Raw genomic sequence first — 24192 nt, 5'->3', positions numbered from 1 at the left:
GTCCTCCCACCCATCCCGGCCCCGCCCCGTCCTCCCGAGAAGCTCCCCGTGACCCAGACCCTCGCCCCCGACCTGACGCGGGTGCGCACCGCCCGCAACGCCGTCTTCGTCGTCTTCGCCCTCGCCGGCGTCGTGTTCTCCTCCTTCGCCTCCCGCATCGCCGACAGCAAGGCGGCGCTCGGCCTGAGCGCAGGCCAGCTGGGGCTCACGCTCTTCGCGGCGTCCTGCGGCTCGGTGCTCGCCCTGCCCTTCGCCGGGCGCGTCGCCGACCGGATGGGAGCCTCGCGCACGGTCGTGGCCGGCATGTGCGTCTCCGCCGTGGGCCTGGTGGCGGTCGGGCTGGCCGTCGACGTCGCCCGCTCGCGACCGCTGATGGCAGCGGGCCTGTTCCTGCTCGGCATGGGCGTCGGCCTCTGGGACGTCGCGATGAACCTCGAGGGCGCGGCGGTCGAGCGGCTGCTGGGGCGCAACGTCATGCCGCACTTCCACGCCGCCTTCTCCGGGGGCACGGTCGTGGCCGCGCTGGTGGGCTCGCTCATGTCCTGGGCCGGCGTGTCGCTCGTCCCGCACTTCCTCGGGGCGCTGGCCGTCGCCGCCGTGCTGGGCTGGTGGGGCGTGCGTGCCTTCCTGCCCCGCGCCGTCGAGGAGAAGACCACCGAGGCGGACGAGCAGGCAGCCACGGTGCCGGCCGCGGGAAAGCCGCGCTCGGCGTGGCTCGAGCCGCGCACCCTGATGATCGGCATGGTGGTCCTCGCCGCGGCCTTCACCGAGGGCACGGCCAACGACTGGATCGCGGTCGGCTTCGTCGAGGGCCACGGCCTGCCGGCGTGGGCGGGCGTGCTCGCCTTCGCGGTCTTCCTGAGCTTCATGACGCTGGGCCGCCTGCTGGGGACGGGGATGCTCGACCGGTACGGCCGGGTGCCGGTCCTGCGGGCCACGTTCGCCCTGGCCGCCATCGGCTCGATCATGGTGATCTTCGGCAACCCGGTGGTGGCGTATGCCGGGACGGCCGTGTGGGGCATCGGCGCCTCGCTCGGGTTCCCGGTGGGGATGAGCGCGTCGGCCGACGACCCGGCCCGGGCGGGTGCCCGGATGTCCGTCGTCGCCACGATCGGGTACACCGCCTTCATCGGCGGCCCGCCGCTGCTCGGCTTCCTCGGCGACCACTTCACCGTCCTCAAGGCCCTCCTGGTCGTCACGGCGATGGTCTTCCTCGGGATGCTCGTCATCCCGGCCACCCGGGAGAGCGGGACGCTCGTCCCGGGAGCCCCCGAACCCGCCGGAACTGAGTAGCGCGGCGGACGCGGGGGCCCGCGCCGGGCCCCTAGCGTCCGCCCATGGACGAACCCCTCGACAGGCCCCGACCCACCTCGTGGGGCCGCATCCTCGTGATCGTCGCCCTGGCGGTGGTCGCCGCCGCCCTGGTCGCCGGACTGGTCTGGTTCGGCTTCCTGCTGCTCGTCGTGGCGGCCATGGGCTCCTACGGGAGCAACAAGTGAGGCCGTACGTGCGCATCGCGTGGGCGATGCTGCGGCCGCCGGTCCTGCTCCTCCTCGTGCTGTATGCCGCGTGCGGGCTGACCGTGGCAGGGTCCGCCTCCTCGTGGGCCCTGCTGCGCGTGGTCCTCGTGCTGCTGCCGTTCCTCGTCTGGTCGGCCGTCGTCAACGACCTCGCCGACGCCTGCATCGACGCCGTCAACCTTCCGGACGACGCGCGGCGGGTGCTCGCCGGCGGGCGCGCCCACCGCGGGCAGCTCCGCGCGGTGGCCGCCGTGGCGCTCGCGGCGACCCTGGCGGCCGCGGCCTGGCTGGGGCCGGTGGCCCTGCTGGTGGCGGCGGCCGGCGTCGCGGTGAGCACGGCATACTCCGTCGGCCCGGTGCGGCTCGCGGAGCGGGGCGCCGTCGCGTCGCTGAGCCTGCCGGCGCTGTACGTCGCGGTGCCCTACCTGCTGGGCGCCCTCGCCGGCAGGGGTGAGGTGCGGGCGACCGACCTGCCGTTCCTCGGTGCGCTGTACGTCGGGTTCGTCGGTCGCATCGTGCTCAAGGACTTCCGTGACGTCCGCGGCGACACCCTCTTCGGCAAGCGCACCTTCCTCGTGCGGCACGGACGGGTCGCGACCTGCCGGTTCAGCGCGGCCTGCTGGGTGGCAGCCCCCGCCCTGGCGCTCCTGCTCTCGCCGCACCGCACGGTCACCACCGCCGTCGGAACCCTGCTCGGGACGGTCGCGGCCGTGCACCTGCTCCGGGTCCTGGCCGCGGACCCGGGGCACCGGCGCGAGGAGTGGGTCGTCTCGGCGCTCGCGATCGTCGGCCGGGGAACGGTCCTCGTGCTGCTCGCCCCCCTCGCGGGGAGCGCCGCGGGGACCCCGCCGCTCGTCACGGACCTGCTCGCGGCAGGGGTCGTCGTGCTCACCCTCGGCCAGGCGGCGCAGATGGTGCGACACGGCCCGGCGCGGGGGAGCAGGGGGCCGGCGGCCGGCGTCGGCGCGGGCCTTGAGCGCTCTGCGCTCAGGGCGAACACGGGGGGATTCGGGGACTGCGCGGACGGGGGGCCACGTTAGGGTCATCGACAGGTTCAAACACCCGCGAGTGATGGAGACCAGCGTGACCAGTGAGATCGTCGCTCAGGACGAGCGGCCGCAGGGTGGTCTGGACGACCACATCTACAACCGTCTGCTCAAGGAGCGGATCATCTTCCTCGGCTCCGACGTGCGCGACGACAACGCGAACGCGATCTGTGCCCAGCTGCTGCTCCTGGCGGCCGAGGACCCGGGCAAGGACATCTGGCTCTACATCAACAGCCCCGGCGGCTCGATCTCCGCGGGCATGGCGATCTACGACACCATGAAGTGGATCCCGAACGACGTGGCGACCGTCGCGATGGGCATGGCGGCCTCGATGGGCCAGTTCCTGCTCTCCGCCGGCACCAAGGGCAAGCGGTACGCCACCCCCCACGCCCGCGTGATGATGCACCAGCCGTCGGGCGGCATCGGCGGCACCGCCTCGGACATCAAGATCCAGGCCGAGCAGATGCTCTTCGTGAAGAAGCAGATGGCCGAGCTCATCGCCGAGCACACCGGCCAGCCCCTCGAGCAGATCGAGAAGGACTCCGACCGCGACCGCTGGTTCAGCGCCGAGGAGGCCAAGGAGTACGGCTTCGTCGACCACGTGTTCAGCAGCGCCTCGCAGGCCGGTGGCCGCCGTGGCAGCGACGACGACAACCCCGTCACCGGGGACAAGTGAGGAACGACGTGAACGCGAACATCAACCCCCGCATGCACGGCGCCGCCCCCGGCGGCCTGCACGTCCCGGGCCCGTCCAGCCGCTACATCCTGCCGCAGTTCGAGGAGCGCACCTCCTACGGCATGAAGCGGCTCGACCCCTACACCAAGCTCTTCGAGGACCGCATCATCTTCCTCGGCGTGCAGGTCGACGACGCGTCCGCGGACGACGTCATCGCCCAGCTCATCGTGCTGGAGTCGCAGGACCCCGACCGCGACATCCTCATGTACATCAACAGCCCCGGCGGCTCGTTCACGGCCATGACCGCGATCTACGACACGATGCAGTACATCCGACCCGACGTGCAGACGTTCGTCGTCGGCCAGGCGGCCTCGGCTGCCGCGGTGCTGCTGTCGGCGGGCGCCAAGGGCAAGCGGTTCGCGCTGCCGAACAGCCGCATCCTCATCCACCAGCCGGCGCTCGCCGGTGGCGACTACGGCCAGGCGTCCGACATCGAGATCCAGGCCAACGAGGTGCTGCGCATGCGCACCTGGCTCGAGGAGACCTGGGCCCAGCACTCCGGTCGCACCGTGGAGCAGGTCCGCAGCGACATCGAGCGCGACAAGATCCTGTCGGCCGAGGAGGCCAAGGAGTACGGCCTCATCGACGAGGTGCTCGCCTCCCGCAAGGCCTCCTTCGAGGACTGAGCAAGCCCCGAGGACCCGAGCGAGGAACGAGCGAGGCCCGCAGGGGCGGTTCGCTCAGGCCGACCATCGGGTTCGAGGACTGAGCAAGCCCCGAGGACCCGAGCGAGGAACGAGCGAGGCCCGCAGGGGCGGTTCGCTCAGGCCGACCATCGGGTTCGAGGACTGAGCAAGCCCCGAGGACCCGAGCGAGGAACGAGCGAGGCCCGCAGGGGCGGTTCGCTCAGGCCGACCATCGGGTTCGAGGACTGAGCAAGCCCGAGGCGGACGCCTCATGCACCAACTGGTATGCCGCCCGCTCACCAGAGCGGGCGGCATACCTGCGTCCGGGGCCGGTCAGCGCTGGAGCTGGCGCTCCCGGACGGCCTGCCCGGCCTCGCCTGCGGTGGCGGCGCGCCGGGAGGCGACCAGGCTGGTCACGGTGACCAGGGCCAGGACGCCCACGATGACGCCCAGGGAGGCGAGCGTCGGGACCGTGGGGACGGCCGGCCAGGTGCCGTGGGCCCAGTGCAGGACGAGCTTGACCCCGATGAAGCCGAGGATGGCGGCGAGCCCGTAGCCGAGGTGCACGAGCTTGGACAGCGCGCCCTCGAGCACGAAGTACAGCGCCCGCAGGCCCAGCAGGGCGAAGGCGTTCGTGGCGAAGACGAGGTACGGGTCGCCGGTGATGCCGTAGACGGCCGGGACCGAGTCGATCGCGAAGACGATGTCGGTGCCGAGGATGGCGACGGTCACCAGCGCCAGCGGGGTGAGGGCCCGCCGGCCGCCGCGCCGCACCGTCATGCGCGGGCCCTCGTAGGAGTCGGTGACCGGCAGAAGCCGGCGCAGCAGGCGCACGCTGCGCAGGTTGGCGGTGTCGACGCCGTGACCCGAGCCGCGCAGGGCGTCCCGGAGCAGCTTGACGCCGGTGGCGAGCAGGACCAGGCCGAACAGCAGGAACGTCCAGTCGAAGTGGGCCAGCATCTGCGCCCCCAGGGCGATGAAGACGCCACGGAGCACGAGCGCCCCGACCACGCCGATGAGCAGGACCCGCTGCTGCAGCTCACGGGGCACCGCGAACCCGGCCAGCACGAGCATGAACACGAACAGGTTGTCGACCGACAGCGACTTCTCGACGAGGTAGCCGGTGTAGTACTCCAGCCCCGTCTGGCTCCCGAACCGGCTCCAGATCCAGGCGCCGAACGCCAGGGGCAGGGCGATGTAGAAGGCCGACCACCCGGCGGCCTCGCGCATCGACACCCGGTGCGGGCGCCGGGTCAGCAGGAAGTCCAGCAGCACGAGCGCCAGCACGGCGGCCAGGGTGAGGCCCCAGAGCAGCGGACCGGCGACGGAGGGGCCGGAGGCGGCGGGGTCGGTGGCGGCGGCGTCGGCCGCCGCCAGGGGGTGGGTGGCGACAAGGGGGAGAGCGGGCATGGTCGTCCTCGGATCGGTGTCCGAGGTCTCCTTCACCGCTGGGCGGTGCCGGGCCGGGAACGCTGTGGAGCGCTCGTACTGACCGGTCCGGGCTTGGGAAGTACTCCCCTCGTTGACGATTCTACGGGATCGGCCGCCGGTTGTCCGCTCTGAGCGGACAAGGCAGACCCCGGCTGGGTCTCGGCGATTCAATGGGGAGAATGGAGTGGTCCGGCGGGTACCGTCGGACCTGCTGCCGCGACACCGGGCAGCACCGGAGGCGGGCACCGCGCCCGCACCAACACACGGAGGACGTCGCGTGGCACGCATGGGAGAGAGCGGCGACCTGCTGAAGTGCTCGTTCTGCGGGAAGAGCCAGAAGCAGGTCAAGAAGCTCATCGCAGGACCGGGCGTGTACATCTGCGACGAGTGCATCGACCTCTGCAACGAGATCATCGAGGAGGAGCTCGCCGAGTCCTCCGAGCTGGGGCTGGACGAGCTGCCCAAGCCGCGCGAGATCTACGACTTCCTGCAGAACTACGTCGTGGGGCAGGACGTCGCGAAGAAGGCCCTGGCCGTCGCCGTCTACAACCACTACAAGCGCATCCAGGCCGGTGAGCACACCGGTGGCAAGAAGGACGCCGAGTCGGTCGACATCGCCAAGTCCAACATCCTGCTCATCGGGCCCACGGGCTGCGGCAAGACCTACCTCGCCCAGACGCTGGCCAAGATGCTCAACGTGCCGTTCGCCATCGCCGACGCGACCGCCCTCACCGAGGCCGGCTACGTCGGCGAGGACGTCGAGAACATCCTGCTCAAGCTGATCCAGGCCGCCGACTACGACGTCAAGAAGGCCGAGACCGGCATCATCTACATCGACGAGGTCGACAAGATCGCCCGTAAGAGCGAGAACCCGTCGATCACCCGCGACGTGTCGGGCGAGGGCGTGCAGCAGGCCCTGCTGAAGATCCTCGAGGGCACGACCGCGTCCGTCCCGCCGCAGGGTGGCCGCAAGCACCCGCACCAGGAGTTCATCCAGATCGACACGACGAACGTGCTGTTCATCGTGGGCGGCGCGTTCGCCGGCCTGGAGAAGCTCATCGAGTCGCGCAACGGCAAGAAGGGCCTGGGCTTCGGGTCCGAGCTGCACACGCCGAAGGACCTCGCCGAGTCGATCCACGAGGTCATGCCCGAGGACCTCATGAAGTTCGGGCTCATCCCCGAGTTCATCGGCCGCCTGCCGGTCATCACGACGGTCAGCCCGCTCGACCGCGACGCGCTCGTGACGATCCTGTCCGAGCCGCGCAACGCGCTGGTCAAGCAGTACAAGAAGATGTTCGAGATCGACGGGGTCGAGCTCGAGTTCACCGACGACGCCCTCGAGGCGATCGCCGACTCCGCCCTCAACCGCGGCACCGGCGCCCGCGGGCTCCGCGCGATCATGGAGGAGGTCCTCCTCCCGGTCATGTTCGACGTGCCCAGCGACGACGGCATCGCCAAGGTGGTCGTGACCCCCGAGGTCGTGCGCGAGAACGTCCTGCCGACGATCGTGCGCCGCGACGAGGAGCCCAAGCGCACGCGCAAGCGCTCCGCCTGACCCCCCGGCGGGCTCCGTCCCGTCCGACAGACCAGCCCCGACGGCCCGTGCCGTCGGGGCTGGTGCGTTCACGAGGGCTCGTGCCGGGAGCCGGGGTCAGTGCTGGGGTTCGCGGGCGACCAGCCACACGCCGAGGGCGAGCAGCGCGGTGCCCGCGATGGCGGCATACGTCAGCGTGCCCTCCCCGGGGGTGCCGCTGCCGCTGACCAGGCTGGTCACGGCCCAGACCGGCAGGCAGCCGGCGACCACGAGCGCGGTGCGACGGCTCCAGCGGCGCACCGCCGCAGGCGGCACGGGAGCTCCCTGCGGGTAGGCCGCCGCGAGTGCGGCGCTGGTGTGCAGGAGCAGCGCGAGGAGGGCGGCCACGACCGTGAGCAGCCAGACGCGCCCACCCACGGGGGCCGGGACGGTGGTGAGCCAGTGCAGCAGGTGCGCGGCGAGCAGGACCGTCACCGCGTGCGTGCCGGGCCGCAGTGCCGCGTATGCCGTGAACGCGACGAGCAGGACCAGCGCCACCCACAGCGGGCTGACGGCGGCCACCGCGGTGACGGCGGCGAGGGCCACGGAGGCCGCGGCGAGCACGGCCCGCAGGACGACGTGGGAGCGGGCCATCAGCGGCTCACCACCCGCGGCGCCCGGGAGCGCCGGCCGAGGTCGCGGAGCACCAGGTCGAGGGTCCCCGGGCCTGTCCACGGCACGATCGGCACCCCGGCGTCCCGTGCGCGGAGCATCTCCCGCTCCCGCTCGAGGAGGCGGATCCGCCAGGCCAGGCGAGCCCCCACGGGGTGGTCCTGCACCGAGGTGAGCTCGGCCAGGCGCTCGTCGGGCAGGTCCGGGCGGGCGAAGTCGGCTGGCAGGGTGTCTATCGCGACGACCGCCACGCCCCTGCGGGCCAGCGAGACGGCGTGGGCGAGCACCTCGACCGAGACGGCCGGGGTGAGGACGACGACGAGGGTGCCGGCGCCGACGTGGTGGCGCAGCTGGCCGCGCAGCCGCCGCTCGTCGCTCACCGTGCTGTCGGCGACCCGCACCCGGGAGAGCACGTCGAGCAGGCGGCGCAGGTGGTTGTTCCCGGCGGCTGCCTGGACGCGGGGCAGGTCGCGCGCGCCCAGGACGAGCAGGCCGACCCGGTCGCCGGTGCGCAGGTAGTGCTCGGCGATGGCCCCGGCCGCGCGGGCGGCGTTGTCGAGGCTGCTGCTCGGACCCCCGGGGCCGCTGCTGCGGCCGAGGTCGTGCATGGCGTCGACGAGCAGCAGGATCTCGCTGTCCTGGTCGGCGTGGGTGGCGGTGACGTGCAGCGTGCCGGTGCGCACGGACACCGGCCAGTGCACGCGGCGCAGCCGGTCACCGAACCGGAACGGGCGGATGTCGGCGAGCTCGCCGCCGTCGCCGAGGTGGGCCGAGCGGCTGCGCCCGACGAGGCCGTCGGGGTGCGGCACCTGCGCGCGGGCCGTGAAGTGGTCCGGCAGCGGCACCGTCGAGACCGGGTCGGAGGTGACCGGCTCGGGCTCCCAGGTGAAGCCGCCGAACGCGCTGCCGACGGCGATCGTGGCCGGGCCGAGGCTGCGGTGGCCCCAGCGCGTGCTCTGGCAGACCAGGTCGAGGCGGGCCGGCTCCCCGTCGGGCGCCAGGGCGGCGCCCTGGGCGCGGCTCGTCGGGGTGTAGCTCGTGTGGGGGGTCGGCAGGAGCGCGACTCCGAGGTCCTCGACGCCCGGTGCCGGCTGCACGGTGGTGGTCCAGGCGGTGGCCTGGCCCTCGCGCAGGACCGTGTGCCGCACGCCGGCGTGCACCTCGGGGGAGCGGCCGGGGCGCACGGCCAGGGCCCACACGGCGACGACGACCAGCGGCGCACCCAGCGCCACGGCGTCGGGCCGGCGCAGCAGCACCCCTGTGGCGAGCAGGAGGAAGCCGAGCAGCGTGGCCCGCACGTGCGCCGGCGTCGCCTGCCAGCGCGCCTGCAGCCGCCTGCCGACGGGTCGGCTCACGGGCGCTCGAACCCGCTGCGTGCGCTGCTGCCCGTCGCGGCGGGCGTCGGCACCGACGTGAGCACCGAGTCCACGACGCTCGCGGCGGACACGTCGTTCATCCACAGCTCGGGCCGCACGGCCACGCGGTGGTCGAGCGCGGCGTGCGCGACGGCCTTGACGTCCTCGGGGGTGACGTAGTCGCGGCCGCGCAGCACGGCATACGCCCGGCTCGTCAGCAGCAGCGCGAGCGAGCCTCGCGGCGAGGACCCCATGAGCAGGTTCTGGTGGCTGCGCGTCGCGGCGACGAGCTTGACGCAGTACTGGCCCACGCCCTCGTCGACGGTGACCGTCTCGACCGCAGCCTGCATCGCGAGCAGGCCCTCGGCGTCGGTGACCTGGGCGACCTGCTGCTCCTCCTGCCGGCGGCCCATCCGGCGCTGGAGCACCTCCCACTCCTCGGACGCGGTGGGGTAGCCGAACGACACGCGCAGCAGGAAGCGGTCGAGCTGGGCCTCCGGGAGCGGGTAGGTGCCCTCGTACTCGACCGGGTTGGCCGTCGCGAGCACGTGGAACGGCCTGGGGAGGCGGAACGTCTCGCCCTCGACCGTCGCCTGGCCCTCCTGCATCGCCTCGAGGAGGGCCGACTGCGTCTTCGGGGGCGTGCGGTTGATCTCGTCCGCGAGCAGCAGCCCGGTGAACAGCGGGCCCTTGCGGAAGGTGAACTCCGACGTGCGCTGGTCGTACAGGAACGAGCCGGTGAGGTCGCTGGGCAGGAGGTCGGGGGTGAACTGCGCCCGCGCGAACTCCAGCCCCAGCGCCTGGGCGAACGAGCGCGCCGCCAGGGTCTTGCCGAGCCCGGGGAAGTCCTCCATGAGCACGTGGCCGCCGGCGAGCACGCCGGCGAGGACGAGCTCGAGGCTGTGCCGCTTGCCGACGACCGCCCGCTCGACCTCGGCCAGGATCGCACCGGCCCGGTCGGAGACCTCGTTCAGGGACAGGGTGGTGGTGTTCACTCAGATCTCCTCCAGGGTGGTGATGTACGCCTCGACGCGGGCGGCGGTGAGCCGGCCCGTCGGCGGGTTGGCGAGGTATGCCGTGAGGTCCGGGCCGAGGGCGGCGCGCACGTCGGCGGCGTCGTCGCCGGACAGGCGCAGGCCGCGACGGCGACGCAGCCGCTCCTCGGCGAGGGCCCGCAGGGTCTCGTGCAGCTGGGTCTGGGCCACCGCGTCGCCGGCGACCGTGGCGTCGACGGTCTCGGCGAGCCGCGTCATGCGCACGTCGCTGCCGCGCGCGCCGGTGCCGTCGGTGAAGTGGTTGGACCAGTCGGTGGTGTGCTGGTGCTGCCACAGCCACTGGACCAGCACGCCGAAGGTCGCCACGACGGCGGTGCAGGCCAGCAGGATGGCCGGGTTCACCAGGCCGGGCACCAGCGCGAGCAGGCCGCCCACCAGCACCGCCGCGCAGAGGGCGACGGCGAGCTGTCCGGCCGCGGGCAGGGCCCGGAGGCGGGCGATCACCGGCGGGCCCCGGCCATGCGCTCGCGGGCCGGGCGCGGGGGACGGCCGCGGGCGATGTCGGCCTGGACCTGCCGCAGCGCGTCGCGTGCCTGGGTCCGGAGGTCCTCCCCGATCTCGTGCCGGGAGAAGCGCGCCTCGCGGTAGAGCGCGCCGAGGCGGTCGAGCGCGCCGGCGTCGACGTCGAGCCGTCGCAGGACGGTGCCGACGAGCTCCTCCGAGGTCCGGGACCGGTCGTCGCCGATACCGGCCGTACGGGCTGCCTCCTCCAGGGCCACCCAGGCCGCCACGACGGCGTTCGCCGGGGTGCCCGTGGCCAGCAGCTCCTCGCTCTCGCGGACCGCGGCGAGCATCACGTCCGGGGTCACGTCGGCGGTGGCGCGGGGCCCCTCGTCGGTGCGTGTCGTGGTGCGCAGCTGGGCGACGACGGCCCGCCCGATGGTCACGAGCACGGCGAGCACCACGAGGACGAGCACGACCTTCACCGACCACGCGACCACCTCGGCGACGGCCGACGACTGGGGCGCGGTGCGCCCCTTCGAGCCGAGCTCCTTCACGGTGCCCTGGATGGCTCCCGAGCCGTACTCCTCGCCGGGGGCGCTGGTCCCGGGGCCGCTGAAGTCCTGCCGGGCGAAGACGCCGACCGGACCGGCCGCCGACACCCATGCGGACAGCAGCAGCGTCACGCCCGCGCCACCGAGCAGCGCCCATGCCTTGCGGTTCACACCTGCCCCCGTCCCCTCCGAGTCACGCACCGACCCTAGGGACGAGCCGTCGGGGTGGCAAAGGAGTTGCCGGCCTTCGGGCGCGATTCGTTATAAAGGTCCGTGGGCGCGAGTGGGCCGGAAGTTCTTGGGCGGGCAGCGATGAGTTCTGCGAGGCGCGCTGGTCTGTCCCTGCGAGACGCCCTGCGGCCTACGCTGGGACGGGGACCGATGGAGGAGACGGCATGACCGAGGTGCGCGAGCGGGCGGCGGCGGAGGACTTCCCGGAGCTGTCCGACACCTACCGGCGCGAGCTGACCGCCCACTGCTACCGCATGACGGGATCGATCCACGACGCGGAGGACCTGGTCCAGGAGACCTACATCCGGGCCTGGCGCGCGTACGGCGCGTTCGAGGGGCGCTCCTCGGTGCGGACCTGGCTCTACCGGATCGCCACGAACGTGTGCCTGTCCTCGCTGGAGGGCAAGGACCGCCGGCCGCTGCCCACGGGGCTCGGCACGCCCGAGAGCGACCCGGGGGAGCGCGTGGTCGCCTCCACTGACGTGGCGTGGCTCGAGCCGGCCCCGGACCCGCTGGTCGCGGCCGACACCGCCGACCCCGCCAGCATCGTCGCCGAGCGGGACAGCATCCGGCTGGCGTTCGTGGCGGCGCTGCAGCACCTGCCCGCCCGCCAGCGTGCCGTGCTCATCCTGCGCGACGTGCTGCGCTGGCGCGCTGCCGAGGTGGCCGAGGCGCTCGACACCACGGAGGCGGCCGTCAACAGCGCGCTCCAGCGGGCGCACGCCCAGCTGGCCAGGGTCAACGTCACCGCCGACACGGTGGAGGACCGGCTCGACGAGGACCAGCGCGCCCTGCTCGACCGGTACGTCCAGGCATTCTGGGACAAGGACATCAGCTCCATCGTCAGCATGCTGACCGCCGACGCCGTGTGGGAGATGCCGCCGTTCCCGGGGTGGTACCGCGGGGCCGAGAAGATCGGACGGCTCATCGACACCCAGTGCCCCGGTGGGGTCCACGACATGCCGATGGTCGCCACCTCGGCCAACGGCCAGCCGGCGTTCGGGCTGTACATGCGCCAGCCCGACGGCACGTTCACCCCGTTCCACCTGCAGGTCCTGACCGTGACCGACGGCCGGGTCAGCCACGTGGCGGCGTTCTTCGACGTGCGGCTCTTCGAGACCTTCGGCCTGCCCGCGGTGCTGCCCGCGGACCACGTCGCCACGACGTGAGCCCGGCCATGACCACCGCGACCGGCGTGGGCCGGCCGCCGGGTGCGGTCGAGCTGCTCGAGCGCGCGATCGCATACACCGGCGCCAGCCTGCGCCTCGTCACGGAGGCCGACCTGCACAACCGGACGCCCTGCGCCGAGTGGGACCTGCTCGCCCTGCTGGAGCACATGGAGGACTCGCTCGACGCGATGGCGCAGGCGGCCTCGGCGCCGCGGCTCGAGCTCGTGCCCGCCGCACCGGGGGAGGGCGGCAGGGCACTGCTCGACCGGATCTGCGCCCGGGCGCGGGCCCTCGTCGGCCACTGGCACGCCAGCCCGCAGGGCGACGTGGGGCTGGGCGACCTGAGCCTGTCGCGGGAGCTGCTCGGGGCGGTGGGCGCCCTCGAGATCACGCTGCACGGGTGGGACGTCTCCCAGGCGGTCGAGCAGCCGCGCCCCATCCCGCCCGGCCTGGCCATGGACCTGTGGCCGGTGGCCCGGGATGCCATCACCGACGCCGACCGGCCGGTGCGGTTCGGGCCGGTCCTCGACGTCCCCGACTGGGCGGCGCCCCAGCACCGGCTGCTCGCCCACGCCGGACGCTGCTGACCTGCGTGGTGGACGACCCCGTCGGCACCGGCAAGGATGGGGCGCATGACCACGGGGTTCCGGTTGCACAACGGTGACGTCGGCCCGGTCCAGCAGAGCCCGGTCACCTGCGGCTCCGCGTGCCTCACCGTGGCCAGGATGCTCGTCAACCCCGAGTTCGCCCGGTGGATCACCACGGGGGAGGGGCCGCGGGCCGACGCCCCGCCCGGCGCCACCGAGCAGGAACGGTTCGCGGCGTACGAGCGGGTGGTCATGCGCCGCACCAACCGGCTCTTCTCCGGCGGCGGGCGGCTGAACCTGCCTTGGCCGCGCGCCCTCGGCACGCCCCCGTGGGGCGCGCTCAAGGAGCTGGAGTTCGGCGCGGCCCGCCGGGGCACGCAGTACCAGGTGCGGCCGCTGCGACAGCTCGGGCGCGGCGGGCTCGCCGCCGCCCACGCCCGACTGCTCGACGTGGTCGCCGACGGCGAGCCGGCCCTGCTCTACATCGGGTCGGCCACGCTGCCGCGCCACGTCACCCTGGTGCTGCCTGGCGACGGCGACCGGCTGCTCGACGTCTACGACCCGGCGAGCGGCGAGGTCACGCTGCTCGACGAGGCGCGGTTCACGACCCGCACCCTGGGGATCGCGGGCTGGGACGCCCCGTGGATCACGGTCCAGCCCGACGGCGCCCGCCGGGTTCAAGCCTTCGGCTTCTCCACCGGGATCAGCTCCGCGTCGCGGGCCTCGGGCGTCTCCGCCTCGGCGTAGCCGACCGCCCCGGTCACCCGGCCGGCCGCGCGCAGGTCGGCCTCGGCCAGCTGGACCCGCTGCGCCCAGGCGTCCGGTCCGGCCAGGGTGATCGCGGCGACCTCGGCGCGCATGCCGACCTTCGCCTCGGACTTGGCCTTGCGGATGCCGGCCAGGGCCTCCCCGACCGCGACGAGGACCTCGGGGTCGCCGCCCACGCCGGCGGCCACGTCGTCCGTGGTCGGCCAGGGCGCGCGGTGCACCGAGCCGTCGTGCCACCAGGACCAGACCTCCTCGGTGACGTACGGCAGCATCGGCGCGAAGAGACGCAGCAGGACGTCGAGCGCGATGCGCAGGGCCGCGCGGGCGGAGGCCGCCTCAGCCTCGCCCTGGCCGCCGTAGGCGCGGTCCTTGACGAGCTCGAGGTAGTCGTCGCAGAAGGTCCAGAAGAACGACTCGGTGACCTCCAGCGCCCGGGTGTGGTCCCACGCCTCGAAGCCCGCGGTCGCCTTGGCGACGACGTCGCCGAGCGCGGCCAGCATCGAGCGGTCGAGCGGGTTGGTCACCGCGGTGGCGAGGTCGCCGTCCACCTCACCGAACGACAGAGCGAACTTGGTGGCGTTGAGGATCTTGATCGCCAGCCGGCGCCCGACCTTCATCTGCCCGGTGTCGTATGCCGCGTCGGCACCCAGGCGCCCGCTCGCGGCCCAGTAGCGCACGGCGTCGGCGGAGTGCTCCTTGACGACGTCCTCCGGGGTGACGACGTTGCCCTTGGACTTGCTCATCTTCTTGCGGTCGGGGTCGAGGATCCAGCCCGAGAGGGCGGCGTTGCGCCACGGCACCGAGCCGAACTCGAAGTGCGATCGCACCACCGTCGAGAACAGCCAGGTGCGGATGATGTCGTGCCCCTGCGGACGCAGGTCCATGGGGAAGACGAGGTCCATGAGCGCGTCGTCGCCGCGCCAGCCGCCGGCGATCTGCGGCGTGAGCGACGACGTCGCCCAGGTGTCCATGATGTCCGGGTCACCGACGAAGCCGCCGGGCTCGCCGCGCTGCGACTCGTCGTAGCCGGCCGGGGCCTGCGCAGCCGGGTCGACGGGCAGCTGGTCCTCCGACGGCACGATCGGGGTGTCGTAGACCGGCTCGCCGTCGGCGTCCAGGGGGTACCAGACCGGGATCGGCACACCGAAGAACCGCTGGCGCGAGATGAGCCAGTCGCCGTTGAGTCCGCTGACCCAGTTCTCGTAGCGCGAGCGCATGAACGCCGGGTGCCACTCGAGCTCGCGACCGCGCTCGATCAGCTCGGCGTTGAGCTCGGCGTCGCGGCCACCGTTGCGGATGTACCACTGCCGCGAGGTGACGATCTCGAGCGGCTTCTCACCGCGCTCGTAGAAGTTGGCCTTGCGCTGCGTGGGCGTCGGCTCGCCGTCGAGGTCGCCGGACTCGCGCAGCGCGGACACGATGGCCTCGCGGGCGCCGAACGTCGACTTGCCGGCGACCTGCTCGGCGAACAGGGCCTCGCCCGGGCCACCGGCGAGCCACTCGGGCACCTCCGCCTGGATCCGGCCGCTGCGGGTGATGACCGACCGCGTCGGCAGCTGCAGCTCTCGCCACCACAGCACGTCGGTCAGGTCGCCGAAGGTGCAGCACATCGCGATGCCGGCGCCCTTGTCGGCCTCGGCAGCGGGGTGCGCCAGCACCGGCACCTCGACCCCGAACAGCGGTGAGCGGACCGTGGTGCCGAACAGGCCGGCATACCGCTCGTCGTCGGGGTGGGCGATGAGGGCGACCACCGCGGGGATGAGCTCGGGGCGCGTGGTCTCGATGTACACGGGTGCGGCGCCCTCGGCGGTCGGGTGGAAGGCGACCCGGTGGTAGTGCCCCGGGTAGTCCTTCGCCTCGAGCTCGGCCTGCGCCACCGCCGTCTGGAAGGTCACGTCCCACAGGCCCGGCGCCTCGGACTGGTACGCCTCGCCGCGGGCCAGATTGCGCAGGAACGCCTGCTGCGCGGTCGCGCGGGAGCGGTCGTCGATCGTGCGGTACGAGATGCCCCAGTCGAAGGACAGGCCCAGGCGCCGGAAGAGGCTCTCGAACGCCTCCTCGTCCTTGACCGTCAGCTCGTCGCACAGCTCGATGAAGTTCTGCCGCGAGATCGGCTGGGCGTCGGCGGCCTTGGTGCTCTTGACGTCACCCCGGTGGGCGGGCGTGAAGTCCGGGTCGTAGGGCAGCGAGGCGTCGCCGCGCACGCCGTAGTAGTTCTGCACGCGCTTCTCCGTCGGCAGGCCGTTGTCGTCCCAGCCGATCGGGTAGAAGACGTGGAAGCCGGACATCCGCTTGTAGCGGGCCATGCAGTCGGTGTGGGTGTAGGAGAACACGTGCCCGATGTGCAGCGACCCGGACGCGGTCGGCGGCGGGGTGTCGATCGAGAACACGCTCTCGCGACCTGCGGCGGTCGCCGAGTCGCGGTTGAAGGTGAAGGTGCCCTGCTCGCGCCATACCTGCGTCCACTTGTCCTCGAGCCCGTCGATCGAGGGGCGGTCGGGGATCGTGGCGGCGCGAGGCGTCATGAGGGCGTCGGTCATGGACCGAATCCTCCCATCCGCGGGGGCGCCGGTACCAACCGGTTCGGCCCGCACGCGCGACCGTCCGGGGCCGGGCCCCCAGGTCAGGTGGCGCGGCGGCGGGTGCGGCCCGTGCGCAGCGCCCCGCCGAGCGCGAGGGCGACCAGGGCTGCGGCGCCGAGCAGGCTCCACCACAGGGCGGCCGTGCGCTCCGGGGCGTAGGGGTCGCGGCGGGCGCTGAGGTCGATCCGCTCGGGGGCGGCGGTGACGACCGGGCGGGGCTTCTCGCCCGGGGCCGGCGGGCCCCCGACGCTGGAGTCGGTCAGGGCCGTGAGGGCCTCGTACGGCTGGACCAGGCCCCACCCGGCCGCGTCCGTGCGCTGGTCGCGCCGGTCGCGGGAGGCGGTCGACTCCAGGCGGTGCTTCCAGGCGGCCGGCCCCTCGGTGGGGAACCGCTGGGCCAGCAGGGCGGCCGCGGCGCTGACGTACGCCGTCGCGAAGCTCGTCGACTCCTCGTCCTGCTCCAGCAGGCAGTCGCCGGCGTTGAGGTAGGTCGTGAGGATCCGGGTGCCGGGGGCGGCGACGTCGACGTGCGGGCCGTGGATCGAGCCCTCGCCGACGGTGTCCGCCACGTCGACCGCGGCGACCGCGACGGCCTCGGGGTATGCGGCGGGGTAGCGCGGTGAGTCGCTCTTGTTCTCCGAGACGTTGCGGTTGCCGGCCGAGGCGACGACGAGGGCGCCCCGTCGCGTGGCGTAGGAGACGGCCTCACGCAGGGCGGCGTCGTCGGTGGGCGTGCTCATCGAGACGTTGACGACCTTGGCGCCGTGGTCGGCGGCGTACCGGATGCCGGCGGCGATCCGGTCCGGGCGGGGGCCCACCCCCGCGCTGCGGGACTCCTCGTCGTCGGAGTAGAAGACCCGTACGGGCATGACCTTCGCCTCGGGTGCGAGCCCCACCAGCCCGGAGCCCTTGACCCCGCGGGCGGCGATCTCGCCGGCCACGGCGGTCCCGTGTCCGAGGTCGTCACGGTTCGCGGGCAGCTTGGGGACGAACGACTTCCCCTCCACGAGGGCGCCCTTGAAGTGCGCGTTGCGGGCGTCGACGCCGGAGTCGACGACCGCGACCACGACACCGCGTCCGGTGGCCTGGGTCCAGGCGAACCGCGCGTTGAGCCGCTGGAGGGCCAGGGGCTCCTCCGGCACGTACTGCACCTTGCCCGGCTCGCACTGGGCTGCTGCCGCCGGGGACGCACCGGCCACCACGCCGCCGAGGCCCACCACGAGGGAGGCGACGGCGGCGGCCGCGGTCCGGCGCGGGCTCATTTCTTGGTGCTGACGGCGTTCTGCGCCGCAGCGATGCTCAGCACGGGACCGGAGGCGAACAGCCCGACCCACGCCTGGGGGACCGGCACGACGTCGCCCTTGGCGTACCCCAGCCGGGCCAGGACGTCGTCGCCCCCGACCACGCTGTAGGCGGTGGCGGTCTGGTCCACGACGAGCACCGGGCCGCGGTTGATGATGTTGTCGCCGATGGACCGCACCAGCGCCCCCGACCCGGCCTCGACCTCGGTGACCTGTCCCTCGGTGGCCTTCACGACGTTCGAGGTCGACAGGGCGGTCGACGGCAGGGTGTTGGGCCCGGCGGTCAGCGTCGCGCACGGCGGTGCGTCCAGCGGCTGCGGGATCTGCTCGGGCCACTGGGACGGCACGACCTGCCGGTCGGTGGTCTTGAGGCCGGCGATCTCGGCCGGCGTGACCTGGATGTCCGCGCCCACCGTGCGCCCGGACCCCAGCTGGTAGAGGGCGTACGCGAACGGCGTGATGAGGGCCAGCTCGCCCGTGCCGAGCACGACGTAGCGGCGCGGGGTCGAGGTGCCCGAGTCCTTGACGGCCAGCACGGAGCCGACGACCGCCCCCGGGGGCAGCCCGGCGCGGGCCTTGCCGGCGTCGGGGATCCGGAAGGCACCGAGGGTCGGCCCCTGCGGGAAGAGGCTGGTCCAGGACGCCGGGGCCGGGACCGGCGTGACGGACTCCAGGCGCAGCTGCCGCAGCACCGAGGCGGCCTCGTCGCCCTTGACCGGCAGCCGGTAGCCGCCGGTGACGACGAACAGGCCGTCGGCGGTGCGCACGACCGCGGCGCTGCCGGTGGCGGGGGTGCTCGCGGCGCGCTGGCCGACGACCGTGCGCTGTGCCCCGGACTGCGCCACGCAGGACACCCACCCGGTGCGCGACAGGCGGCCGGCCGGGGTGAGCGAGTCGGGGGCGCCGAGGATGCCGATGGCGGCGCCACGTGGGGTCGTGGCGATCTTGTCGTCGTTGACCGTCACGACCTTGAACTCGTCGGCCGGGATCAGCAGCCGCGCGCTCGTGGTGTTGATGACCGGGTAGAGCGTCTTCTTGATGGCGACGTACCGGGCACCGCTCTTCTTGGCGATCACCAGCCGGTTGTCGTCCCACCCCGACGGCAGGCCGGGGCTGAGCACCCCGGCGACGAGGCCACCCACGGCGACGAGGGCGGTGACGGCCAGCCCGCCGATGATCGCGCGCCACGGCCGCTGCGGCTCGACCTCGCGCCCGCCCGGGGCGCCGGCGACGAAGGCGGTGGTCAGCCTGCGGCGGCTGAAGGCCTGGGCCTCGACCAGATCCTTCTTCGTGGCCACGGCCGGTTCCTGCCTCTCGCGGTGGGTGCTTCGACGACGGCCACCCTACGGGGCGGGGTCGCCGTGCTGGTGGGGGTCGGGTGCCGCGTCAGTGCCGGCGACGGTATGCCGGGGTGAGCCGCTGCCGGGTCGCCAGGACCAAGGCCCCGGCGAGCAGCAGGACGCCGGCGAGCGTCGTCATCGAGCTGATCGGGGACCCGGTCCGGGCCAGGACCGACGGTGCGGCGCCGACGGGGTCCGCCGCGGCTCCGGCGGCGGCGGCCGGGGCGTTGGGCGTGCCGGTCGCGTCGGCGTAGGAGCCGGCGCAGAACAGGCCGCAGTCGCCGCGGCCGACGTTGCCCTCGACGGCGACCGGGTCGGTGCCGAGCGTCCCGGTCGGGACGCTGCCGCCGGTGGAGCCGCCACCGCTGCCCCCGCCGGGGTTCCCGCCGTTGCCGCTGCCGCCGGGGTTCCCGTTCCCGCCGCCGTTGCCACCGGGGTTGCCGGGGTTGCCGTTCCCGTTGCCGCCACCGGTGCCCGGGTCGGACGTCGTGGTCGTGGTCACCGTCGGGGTGTCGCTGGTGGGCGGCGTGGACGGGACGTCGGTCGTGGTGGTGGACGGCTGGTCCGTCGGCTCGGGTGCCGTCGAGGTGGGGGACGCGGTCGTCGTGGTGCTCGTGGGCACCTCCGTCGGGATCGGGCAGTCGACCGGCAGCGGGTCGAGGATGTCGCACAGGTCGGTCGGCACGTCGACCGGCGGAGCGGCCTCCAGCTGCGCGGAGATCCCGGCGACCTGCGTCGTCGCCACGGGTGCGGGGAGGTCCTCGGCCTGGGCCGAGGAGGCCCCCACGGCGATCAGGCCGGCCCCGAGCAGGGCGGCAGCGGACAGTGCGGACGCACGACGGATGGTGCTCACGGTGAAAGGTCCCCCTGGACGTTCGAAACGATCAGTCCCCGGCGCCGGGCGTCACGCGGGCGTCCGGCCGGTCAGAGCATAGGGGACGTCCCACACCATCGGCACGTCAGGCGCGAACCGGGTCAGAACACCCCGGTCGCCGCGACGGCCAGCGGCAGGACGGCCACCAGGCAGGCGCCGTCGATGGCGTCCGCAGCACGCCCGAGCCGGACGCGCGACCGCGGCGCGATCAGCGCCAGCGCCACCACCAGGGCGGCCCCGGCCGCCATGCCGACCCCGAGCGCGGAGCGCCAACCGGGGTGGGTGACGGCGGCGGCGATGCCGACCGTCGCGAGACCGAGGACGCCGGCGGCCATGGCGACCAGGACCGTGGCCCGGGTCCGGCTGTGACGGGTGCGCAGCAGCACGGCCACGAACCCGACGACGCCGAGGACCGTACCGAGGACGCCCGTCGCGGCGGCGAAGGGCGCGGCGAGCAGGGCGACCGCCCCGGCCGCGACCGACAGGCCGAGCATGAGGTCGTGGCCGGCCAGGACCTGGCGCCGCACGGCGCGGTTGTCGATCGCCGGCGGGTCGGCGTAGATCTCGCCCTCGGTGCGAGGGGGGTGCGTCGTGAGGCGGCTGGAGGACAGCGCGAACCACGGCACCAGGCCGCCCACCAGCACGGACACCGCGAGGACGCAGCCGGCGACCGATCCGATGGACCACCCCGCGAAGTGGACCAGGGCGCCGGTGACGGCCATGACGAACCCGACCACGGCGACCGCGCCCACGACGGGACGGTGCGCGGTGACGGCGAGGACGCCGAGGCCGCCGACGACGGCGGTCGCGGCACCGGCATACAGCAGGGGCAGGCCCCAGAGGGAGCCGTCGGTGCTGACCGCGAACCCCGCCACGGCGGCGTACACACCCGCGGTGACGGCCAGGGCCGCGCCGGACACCTCCTGCCGGCGCGCGTGCGACAGCACGGCGGCGGCGACCACGAGCAGCACGGCGACCACGGCGGCCAGGCCGACGACCAGGGCACCGTGGGTGCGCGCGGTGAAGAGCGCCACGGCTCCCGAGAGGAACAGGACCACGGCCGCGCCGAGTGCCGTCCGGGCACTGTGCTCGGGGGTCCACGGTGCGAACGAGGACTCGACGAGGTCGGCGACGGCCTCGACGACGTCGTCGTAGACCTTGAGCTCGACCGGGTCACCGGCCGGCTCGAGCGCCAGGACGAACCCGTCCTCGACCCCCTGGGCCGCCAGGCTGCGGTCGGCCTCGACGGGGATCCCGTCGTGGCGGACCAGGCGGAAACCGCGGCTGGCCGTGGCCGGGTCGAGCTGTCCCAGCTCGCGAGCCAGCTCCGGGAGCAGCTCGGCGACGGGTATGCCGCCCGGCACGCCGAGGTCCGCCCGGCGCGAGCCGGCGGTCACCGACACGCGGATGAGCGATGCGGACGTGGTCGCCTGCGTCACGAGTCCCCTCCCGGTGTGCACGAGTGCACCTCAACTACCCCACGGTCGAACGCAGCATAGAGGGGAGTGCTCCCCATGTCGCACTTCGGACATCGTTGCTAATGTCGGGCACCGGACCTCGGGGGAGATCGGAATCTTGGGGTCCGCTCCGTGCGACAGACGCAGGGATTCCGAGTGCCCCGAGGGGGGCCAGACGCGTGGAAGTTGGGAGGCACTGATGCTTGCAGCTGGTGATGGCGTACTCCAAAAGGGCGCCGCAGTCGTCGCTGACTACAAGGGGCAGCTCGATGGCGAGCTCGCCGCTCTGGAGGGTCGGCTGGCTGGACTGAAGTCGATGTGGCAGGGGCAGGGCGCGGCGGGCTTCGACCGCACGTTCAACCTCTGGAAGGACGACTCGAAGAAGATCATCTCGGCGCTCGACACGTTCGAGGCCAACCTCCGCGAGACCGACCGCACCTTCCGGGAGCGGGACGAGAACGCGGCCCAGGCGATCAGCAACAAGTACGGGGGGATGTGACCATGCTCGTCGACCACGGTGGACTGAGCCAGGCGGCCGGCGACCTCGCCCAGTCCGCAGGCAAGATCGAGGCCAAGCTGGCCGAGATGGACTCGGCGCTCGCGCCGCTGCAGAGCGAGTGGGACGGAACGGCCAAGGCCGCCTACCACGAGGCCAAGAAGAAGTGGACGCAGGCGCTCACCGACATGAAGGTCCGCCTTGCTGAGATCGGCGCTGCCGTCGACACCAGCAACCAGGACTACATGGACGGCGACAAGAAGTCGGCCGGCCTGTTCGGCGGCTAGTCGTCACGGTCGTGCCGGGGCTCTGGCCCCGGCACGTGCCGTGTCGACTGGGCGAGGACGAACGACCACACACTGCAGGGGGACGAACGACCATGGGCCTTCCCGACGAGGACAAGCCGACCGGGTACCGCTACGCCAACGGCAAGCTGAAGGCGGACTTCGAGATCATCCGCACCCTGGCCCACAACCGGGGTGCGACGTGGACCGAGAAGGCGACCGAGAGCCACAGCAAGGTCGCGAGCACCACGCTCACCGCGAGCTCGTTCTCGGCGATCGACTCCTGCAAGGAGTTCGGCACCGTCTACGCGGCGGCCAAGAAGATCTACGAGGACACGCTCAAGGGCGTCGAGCAGGACGTCAAGGAGTACCAGGACAAGCTGCTCCAGGTCGCCAAGCACCTCGAGGACCGCGACAACCGTGCCGGCGACGTCTTCGCCGGGCTCGCCGGCACGCATGCGGGCTCGCGGCAGGACCTGCACGCCGACGCGCAGAACAAGCAGGCCAACAGCACGAAGCAGGCCGAGGACGCCGAGTCGCTGCAGGAGCAGGCCAAGGTGGAGCAGCAGGACGGCAGCGGTCAGCCGACCGGTCAGGCCGGCGACAACGCACCCGTCACCCCGCCGGACACGGCTCCGGACAACTCCATCGGGGGACCCTCGACCAGCACGCAGACCGACGACGGCAAGACCCAGGTCAAGGCCTCGCGCTGAGCGCGTGGCCGACGAAGGAGACCCACCTCCGATGGAACGCGGATCCGGACGCCGACTGCGCCGCCTCCTCCCCGTGGCCGCGCTCGGCGCCCTCACCGGGCTCCTGCCCGTGCTCGGCGGCGCTGCCACGCTGCCGGCCGCGCAGGCCGTGCAACGACCCTGGTGGCCCGCGGCGATGGGGTTCGACGACCTGCACAAGGCGGGTGGCACCGGCAAGGGCATCACCATCGCGGTGCTCGACGACGTGATCGACCCGAAGGCGGCGGACATCAGGGGCCGGGTCGCCTCCACCGAGAGCGTCTGCTGGGAGAAGGTGAGCACGGGGACGGGACCTGAGGCGGACCACGCGACCGAGATCGCCCAGCTGCTCGTCGGCACGGGCGCATCGGCCAACGGCATGCCCGGCGTCCAGGGAATCGCGCCGCAGGCGACGCTGCGGCACTACACCATCGGCTACGGCGAGAAGCTCCGGTGCACGCCCGGGGACGAGAAGCACGTCAACAGCACCGACGCAGCGATCACGAAGGCGCTCAAGGACGGCGCCAAGATCATCTCGATGAGCTACGGCAAGCCCGGGCAGGACGACGACGTGAAGCGTGCCGTGGCAGAGGCCCTGCACGCCGGGGCGATCCTCGTCGGTGCGACCGGGCACAAGGTCCTCGACCTCCCCTCCGGCTACAACGGCGTGGTGGCCGTCAACGCCTGCGACCGGGACGGGAAGATCTCCTCGTTCGCGGCGACGCCTCGCGGCTACGGCATCGGCTTCTGCGCCCCCGGGGTGGGCATGGCGCTCGGAAACCACGACAAGCAGGGGCGCTGGCTGCCCCAGGGGATGCTCGTCGACGGGTCGTCCTATGCCGCGCCGCTCGTCGCGGGCGGTCTGGCGGCGTACTGGTCGAAGTACCCGAAGGCGACCGCCAACCAGGTGCTCCAGGCGGCCGTGCACAACCCCGGCATGAAGCAGGGGACGAGTGTGGCCGGCAAGAAGGGCTGGATCTGGTGGTACCGCCGTGAGGGGAGCGGGTTCCCGAAGATCGTCGACGCGTCCCAGACGGGGTACGGCTGGGGGATCTTCGACGCCGCCGACCTCATGACGGTGGACCCGACCACGTACCCCGACGTCAACCCGCTCGTCCGGGACCAGTCGGTCGACGGTCCCACGCCGCAGGAGATCGCCGCAGGCCGTCTGCTCACCGGCTCCGACACCACATCGTCGTCGCCATCCACGACTGCGACCACGTCCGCGACTGCGGCACCTCGCCCTTCGGCGGGCTCGGCGGCCGGCCCGACGGCACCGACCTCCTCGACCTCGAGCGGTGTCCCGGCTTGGGTCTGGGCGGTGATGGTCGTCCTGGTGCTGCTCGTCGCGGGTGGCGCCCTCATGTTCACGCGCAGGGGGTCGGGCACGCGTCCGGCCGCACAACCAGGGGAGGGGAGCTGA

24 protein-coding genes are annotated in these 24192 nt (G+C 73.2%); 13 read left to right on the top strand and 11 right to left on the bottom strand.

Translation table 11 applies throughout. The features are described 5' to 3' along the window. Window positions 1–48 precede the first annotated feature (48 nt). From RKE38_RS01715 to RKE38_RS01695, 5 genes are read left to right on the top strand one after another with little or no spacing between them, the layout of a single operon-like run. On the top strand, window positions 49–1293 hold the full coding sequence (locus tag RKE38_RS01715) for an MFS transporter (protein WP_316005734.1): 1245 nt from the start codon (window positions 49–51) through the stop codon (window positions 1291–1293). Between the two features lie 44 nt (window positions 1294–1337). Further along, complete coding sequence (locus RKE38_RS01710) at window positions 1338–1499, top strand: hypothetical protein (RefSeq protein WP_316005733.1); 162 nt, start codon at window positions 1338–1340, stop codon at window positions 1497–1499. After that, window positions 1496–2560 carry a UbiA family prenyltransferase gene (locus tag RKE38_RS01705; protein WP_316005732.1) on the top strand — a complete coding sequence of 355 codons (1065 nt, stop codon included), beginning with the start codon at window positions 1496–1498 and terminating at the stop codon, window positions 2558–2560. The genes RKE38_RS01710 and RKE38_RS01705 overlap by 4 nt, the downstream gene beginning before the upstream one ends. 31 nt (window positions 2561–2591) lie before the next feature. Further along, window positions 2592–3242, top strand: a complete 651-nt coding sequence (locus RKE38_RS01700; protein WP_410055419.1) for an ATP-dependent Clp protease proteolytic subunit — start codon at window positions 2592–2594, stop codon at window positions 3240–3242. Window positions 3243–3274: 32 nt separating this feature from the next. Beyond that, window positions 3275–3928, top strand: a complete 654-nt coding sequence (locus RKE38_RS01695) for an ATP-dependent Clp protease proteolytic subunit (protein WP_316007575.1) — start codon at window positions 3275–3277, stop codon at window positions 3926–3928. Window positions 3929–4261: 333 nt separating this feature from the next. On the opposite strand, the gene RKE38_RS01690 is transcribed toward RKE38_RS01695, so the two are convergent. Next, the gene (locus RKE38_RS01690) at window positions 4262–5338 is read right to left on the bottom strand and encodes a TerC/Alx family metal homeostasis membrane protein (RefSeq protein WP_316005730.1); all 1077 of its coding nucleotides are present in this window, start codon (window positions 5336–5338) and stop codon (window positions 4262–4264) included. A gap of 298 nt (window positions 5339–5636) precedes the next feature. Here RKE38_RS01690 and clpX point away from each other — a divergent pair, with 298 nt between their 5' ends. Beyond that, window positions 5637–6914 carry an ATP-dependent Clp protease ATP-binding subunit ClpX gene (gene clpX, locus RKE38_RS01685; protein ID WP_316005729.1) on the top strand — a complete coding sequence of 426 codons (1278 nt, stop codon included), beginning with the start codon at window positions 5637–5639 and terminating at the stop codon, window positions 6912–6914. 96 nt (window positions 6915–7010) lie between these two features. Here clpX and RKE38_RS01680 read toward each other — a convergent pair whose 3' ends face one another. Genes RKE38_RS01680 through RKE38_RS01660 form a run of 5 tightly spaced genes read right to left on the bottom strand, consistent with a single transcriptional unit; the run spans window position 7011 to window position 11120 of the window. Next, on the bottom strand, window positions 7011–7526 hold the full coding sequence (locus RKE38_RS01680) for a hypothetical protein (RefSeq protein WP_316005728.1): 516 nt from the start codon (window positions 7524–7526) through the stop codon (window positions 7011–7013). Next, window positions 7526–8899, bottom strand: a complete 1374-nt coding sequence (locus RKE38_RS01675) for a DUF58 domain-containing protein (RefSeq protein ID WP_316005727.1) — start codon at window positions 8897–8899, stop codon at window positions 7526–7528. The genes RKE38_RS01680 and RKE38_RS01675 overlap by 1 nt, the downstream gene beginning before the upstream one ends. Further along, the gene (locus RKE38_RS01670) at window positions 8896–9894 is read right to left on the bottom strand and encodes a MoxR family ATPase (protein ID WP_316005726.1); all 999 of its coding nucleotides are present in this window, start codon (window positions 9892–9894) and stop codon (window positions 8896–8898) included. Before RKE38_RS01670 ends, RKE38_RS01675 begins: the two co-directional genes overlap by 4 nt. Next, window positions 9895–10398 carry a hypothetical protein gene (locus tag RKE38_RS01665; RefSeq protein WP_316005725.1) on the bottom strand — a complete coding sequence of 168 codons (504 nt, stop codon included), beginning with the start codon at window positions 10396–10398 and terminating at the stop codon, window positions 9895–9897. Then, complete coding sequence (locus RKE38_RS01660; RefSeq protein WP_316005724.1) at window positions 10395–11120, bottom strand: DUF4129 domain-containing protein; 726 nt, start codon at window positions 11118–11120, stop codon at window positions 10395–10397. The genes RKE38_RS01665 and RKE38_RS01660 overlap by 4 nt, the downstream gene beginning before the upstream one ends. A 224-nt stretch (window positions 11121–11344) precedes the next feature. On the opposite strand from RKE38_RS01660, the gene RKE38_RS01655 reads away from it, so the two are divergent. The 3 genes from RKE38_RS01655 to RKE38_RS01645 are packed head-to-tail and all read left to right on the top strand — an operon-like array spanning window position 11345 to window position 13683. Next, complete coding sequence (locus tag RKE38_RS01655; protein ID WP_316005723.1) at window positions 11345–12349, top strand: sigma-70 family RNA polymerase sigma factor; 1005 nt, start codon at window positions 11345–11347, stop codon at window positions 12347–12349. A gap of 8 nt (window positions 12350–12357) precedes the next feature. Next, the gene (locus RKE38_RS01650) at window positions 12358–12936 is read left to right on the top strand and encodes a TIGR03086 family metal-binding protein (protein ID WP_316005722.1); all 579 of its coding nucleotides are present in this window, start codon (window positions 12358–12360) and stop codon (window positions 12934–12936) included. Between the two features lie 45 nt (window positions 12937–12981). Beyond that, window positions 12982–13683: a hypothetical protein gene (locus RKE38_RS01645; protein ID WP_316005721.1), complete on the top strand. Its 702-nt coding sequence runs from the start codon at window positions 12982–12984 to the stop codon at window positions 13681–13683. Here RKE38_RS01645 and valS read toward each other — a convergent pair. From valS to eccD, 5 genes are all read right to left on the bottom strand, one after another. Beyond that, window positions 13614–16244 (bottom strand): valine--tRNA ligase, encoded by a 2631-nt coding sequence (valS, locus tag RKE38_RS01640; protein ID WP_316005720.1) that lies wholly within the window; start codon window positions 16242–16244, stop codon window positions 13614–13616. The two genes, RKE38_RS01645 and valS, sit on opposite strands and share 70 nt — an antisense overlap. 83 nt (window positions 16245–16327) lie before the next feature. Beyond that, entirely contained in the window at window positions 16328–17548 is a 1221-nt protein-coding gene (locus RKE38_RS01635; protein WP_316005719.1) for a S8 family serine peptidase, read from the bottom strand. Continuing rightward, window positions 17545–18885 (bottom strand): type VII secretion protein EccB, encoded by a 1341-nt coding sequence (gene eccB, locus RKE38_RS01630; protein WP_316005718.1) that lies wholly within the window; start codon window positions 18883–18885, stop codon window positions 17545–17547. The genes RKE38_RS01635 and eccB overlap by 4 nt, the downstream gene beginning before the upstream one ends. Window positions 18886–18973: 88 nt before the next feature. After that, on the bottom strand, window positions 18974–19780 hold the full coding sequence (locus RKE38_RS01625; protein ID WP_316005717.1) for a hypothetical protein: 807 nt from the start codon (window positions 19778–19780) through the stop codon (window positions 18974–18976). A 122-nt stretch (window positions 19781–19902) separates the two neighbouring features. Next, entirely contained in the window at window positions 19903–21240 is a 1338-nt protein-coding gene (gene eccD, locus RKE38_RS01620) for a type VII secretion integral membrane protein EccD (RefSeq protein WP_316005716.1), read from the bottom strand. Between eccD and RKE38_RS01615 the strand changes: the two genes are divergently transcribed. From RKE38_RS01615 to RKE38_RS01600, 4 genes are all read left to right on the top strand, one after another. After that, window positions 21152–21757: a WXG100 family type VII secretion target gene (locus tag RKE38_RS01615; RefSeq protein WP_316005715.1), complete on the top strand. Its 606-nt coding sequence runs from the start codon at window positions 21152–21154 to the stop codon at window positions 21755–21757. The two genes, eccD and RKE38_RS01615, sit on opposite strands and share 89 nt — an antisense overlap. A 2-nt stretch (window positions 21758–21759) precedes the next feature. Beyond that, a complete protein-coding gene (locus RKE38_RS01610) occupies window positions 21760–22041 on the top strand; it encodes a WXG100 family type VII secretion target (protein ID WP_310148421.1) in 282 nt (93 codons plus the stop codon). A gap of 92 nt (window positions 22042–22133) precedes the next feature. After that, on the top strand, window positions 22134–22751 hold the full coding sequence (locus RKE38_RS01605; RefSeq protein ID WP_316005714.1) for a hypothetical protein: 618 nt from the start codon (window positions 22134–22136) through the stop codon (window positions 22749–22751). 31 nt (window positions 22752–22782) lie between these two features. Further along, on the top strand, window positions 22783–24192 hold the full coding sequence (locus RKE38_RS01600) for a S8 family peptidase (protein ID WP_316005713.1): 1410 nt from the start codon (window positions 22783–22785) through the stop codon (window positions 24190–24192).

The organism is Phycicoccus sp. M110.8, from assembly GCF_032464895.1.
GTDB lineage: Bacteria > Actinomycetota > Actinomycetes > Actinomycetales > Dermatophilaceae > Pedococcus.
The sequence above is the reverse complement of the archived record's forward strand: the minus strand, read 5'-3'. Positions and strand labels throughout refer to the sequence as shown.

Coding starts and splice junctions, on each gene's coding strand:
- RKE38_RS01700 (WP_410055419.1), top strand. CDS start 2,592: ATGGAGACCAGCGTGACCAGTGAGATCGTCGCTCAGGACGAGCGGCCG.
- RKE38_RS01680 (WP_316005728.1), bottom strand. CDS start 7,526: ATGGCCCGCTCCCACGTCGTCCTGCGGGCCGTGCTCGCCGCGGCCTCC.
- RKE38_RS01600 (WP_316005713.1), top strand. CDS start 22,783: ATGGAACGCGGATCCGGACGCCGACTGCGCCGCCTCCTCCCCGTGGCC.
- RKE38_RS01605 (WP_316005714.1), top strand. CDS start 22,134: ATGGGCCTTCCCGACGAGGACAAGCCGACCGGGTACCGCTACGCCAAC.
- RKE38_RS01650 (WP_316005722.1), top strand. CDS start 12,358: ATGACCACCGCGACCGGCGTGGGCCGGCCGCCGGGTGCGGTCGAGCTG.
- RKE38_RS01695 (WP_316007575.1), top strand. CDS start 3,275: ATGCACGGCGCCGCCCCCGGCGGCCTGCACGTCCCGGGCCCGTCCAGC.
- RKE38_RS01690 (WP_316005730.1), bottom strand. CDS start 5,338: ATGCCCGCTCTCCCCCTTGTCGCCACCCACCCCCTGGCGGCGGCCGAC.
- RKE38_RS01645 (WP_316005721.1), top strand. CDS start 12,982: ATGACCACGGGGTTCCGGTTGCACAACGGTGACGTCGGCCCGGTCCAG.
- RKE38_RS01655 (WP_316005723.1), top strand. CDS start 11,345: ATGACCGAGGTGCGCGAGCGGGCGGCGGCGGAGGACTTCCCGGAGCTG.
- RKE38_RS01615 (WP_316005715.1), top strand. CDS start 21,152: ATGCCGCCCGGCACGCCGAGGTCCGCCCGGCGCGAGCCGGCGGTCACC.
- RKE38_RS01635 (WP_316005719.1), bottom strand. CDS start 17,548: ATGAGCCCGCGCCGGACCGCGGCCGCCGCCGTCGCCTCCCTCGTGGTG.
- RKE38_RS01610 (WP_310148421.1), top strand. CDS start 21,760: ATGCTCGTCGACCACGGTGGACTGAGCCAGGCGGCCGGCGACCTCGCC.
- valS (WP_316005720.1), bottom strand. CDS start 16,244: ATGACCGACGCCCTCATGACGCCTCGCGCCGCCACGATCCCCGACCGC.
- RKE38_RS01710 (WP_316005733.1), top strand. CDS start 1,338: ATGGACGAACCCCTCGACAGGCCCCGACCCACCTCGTGGGGCCGCATC.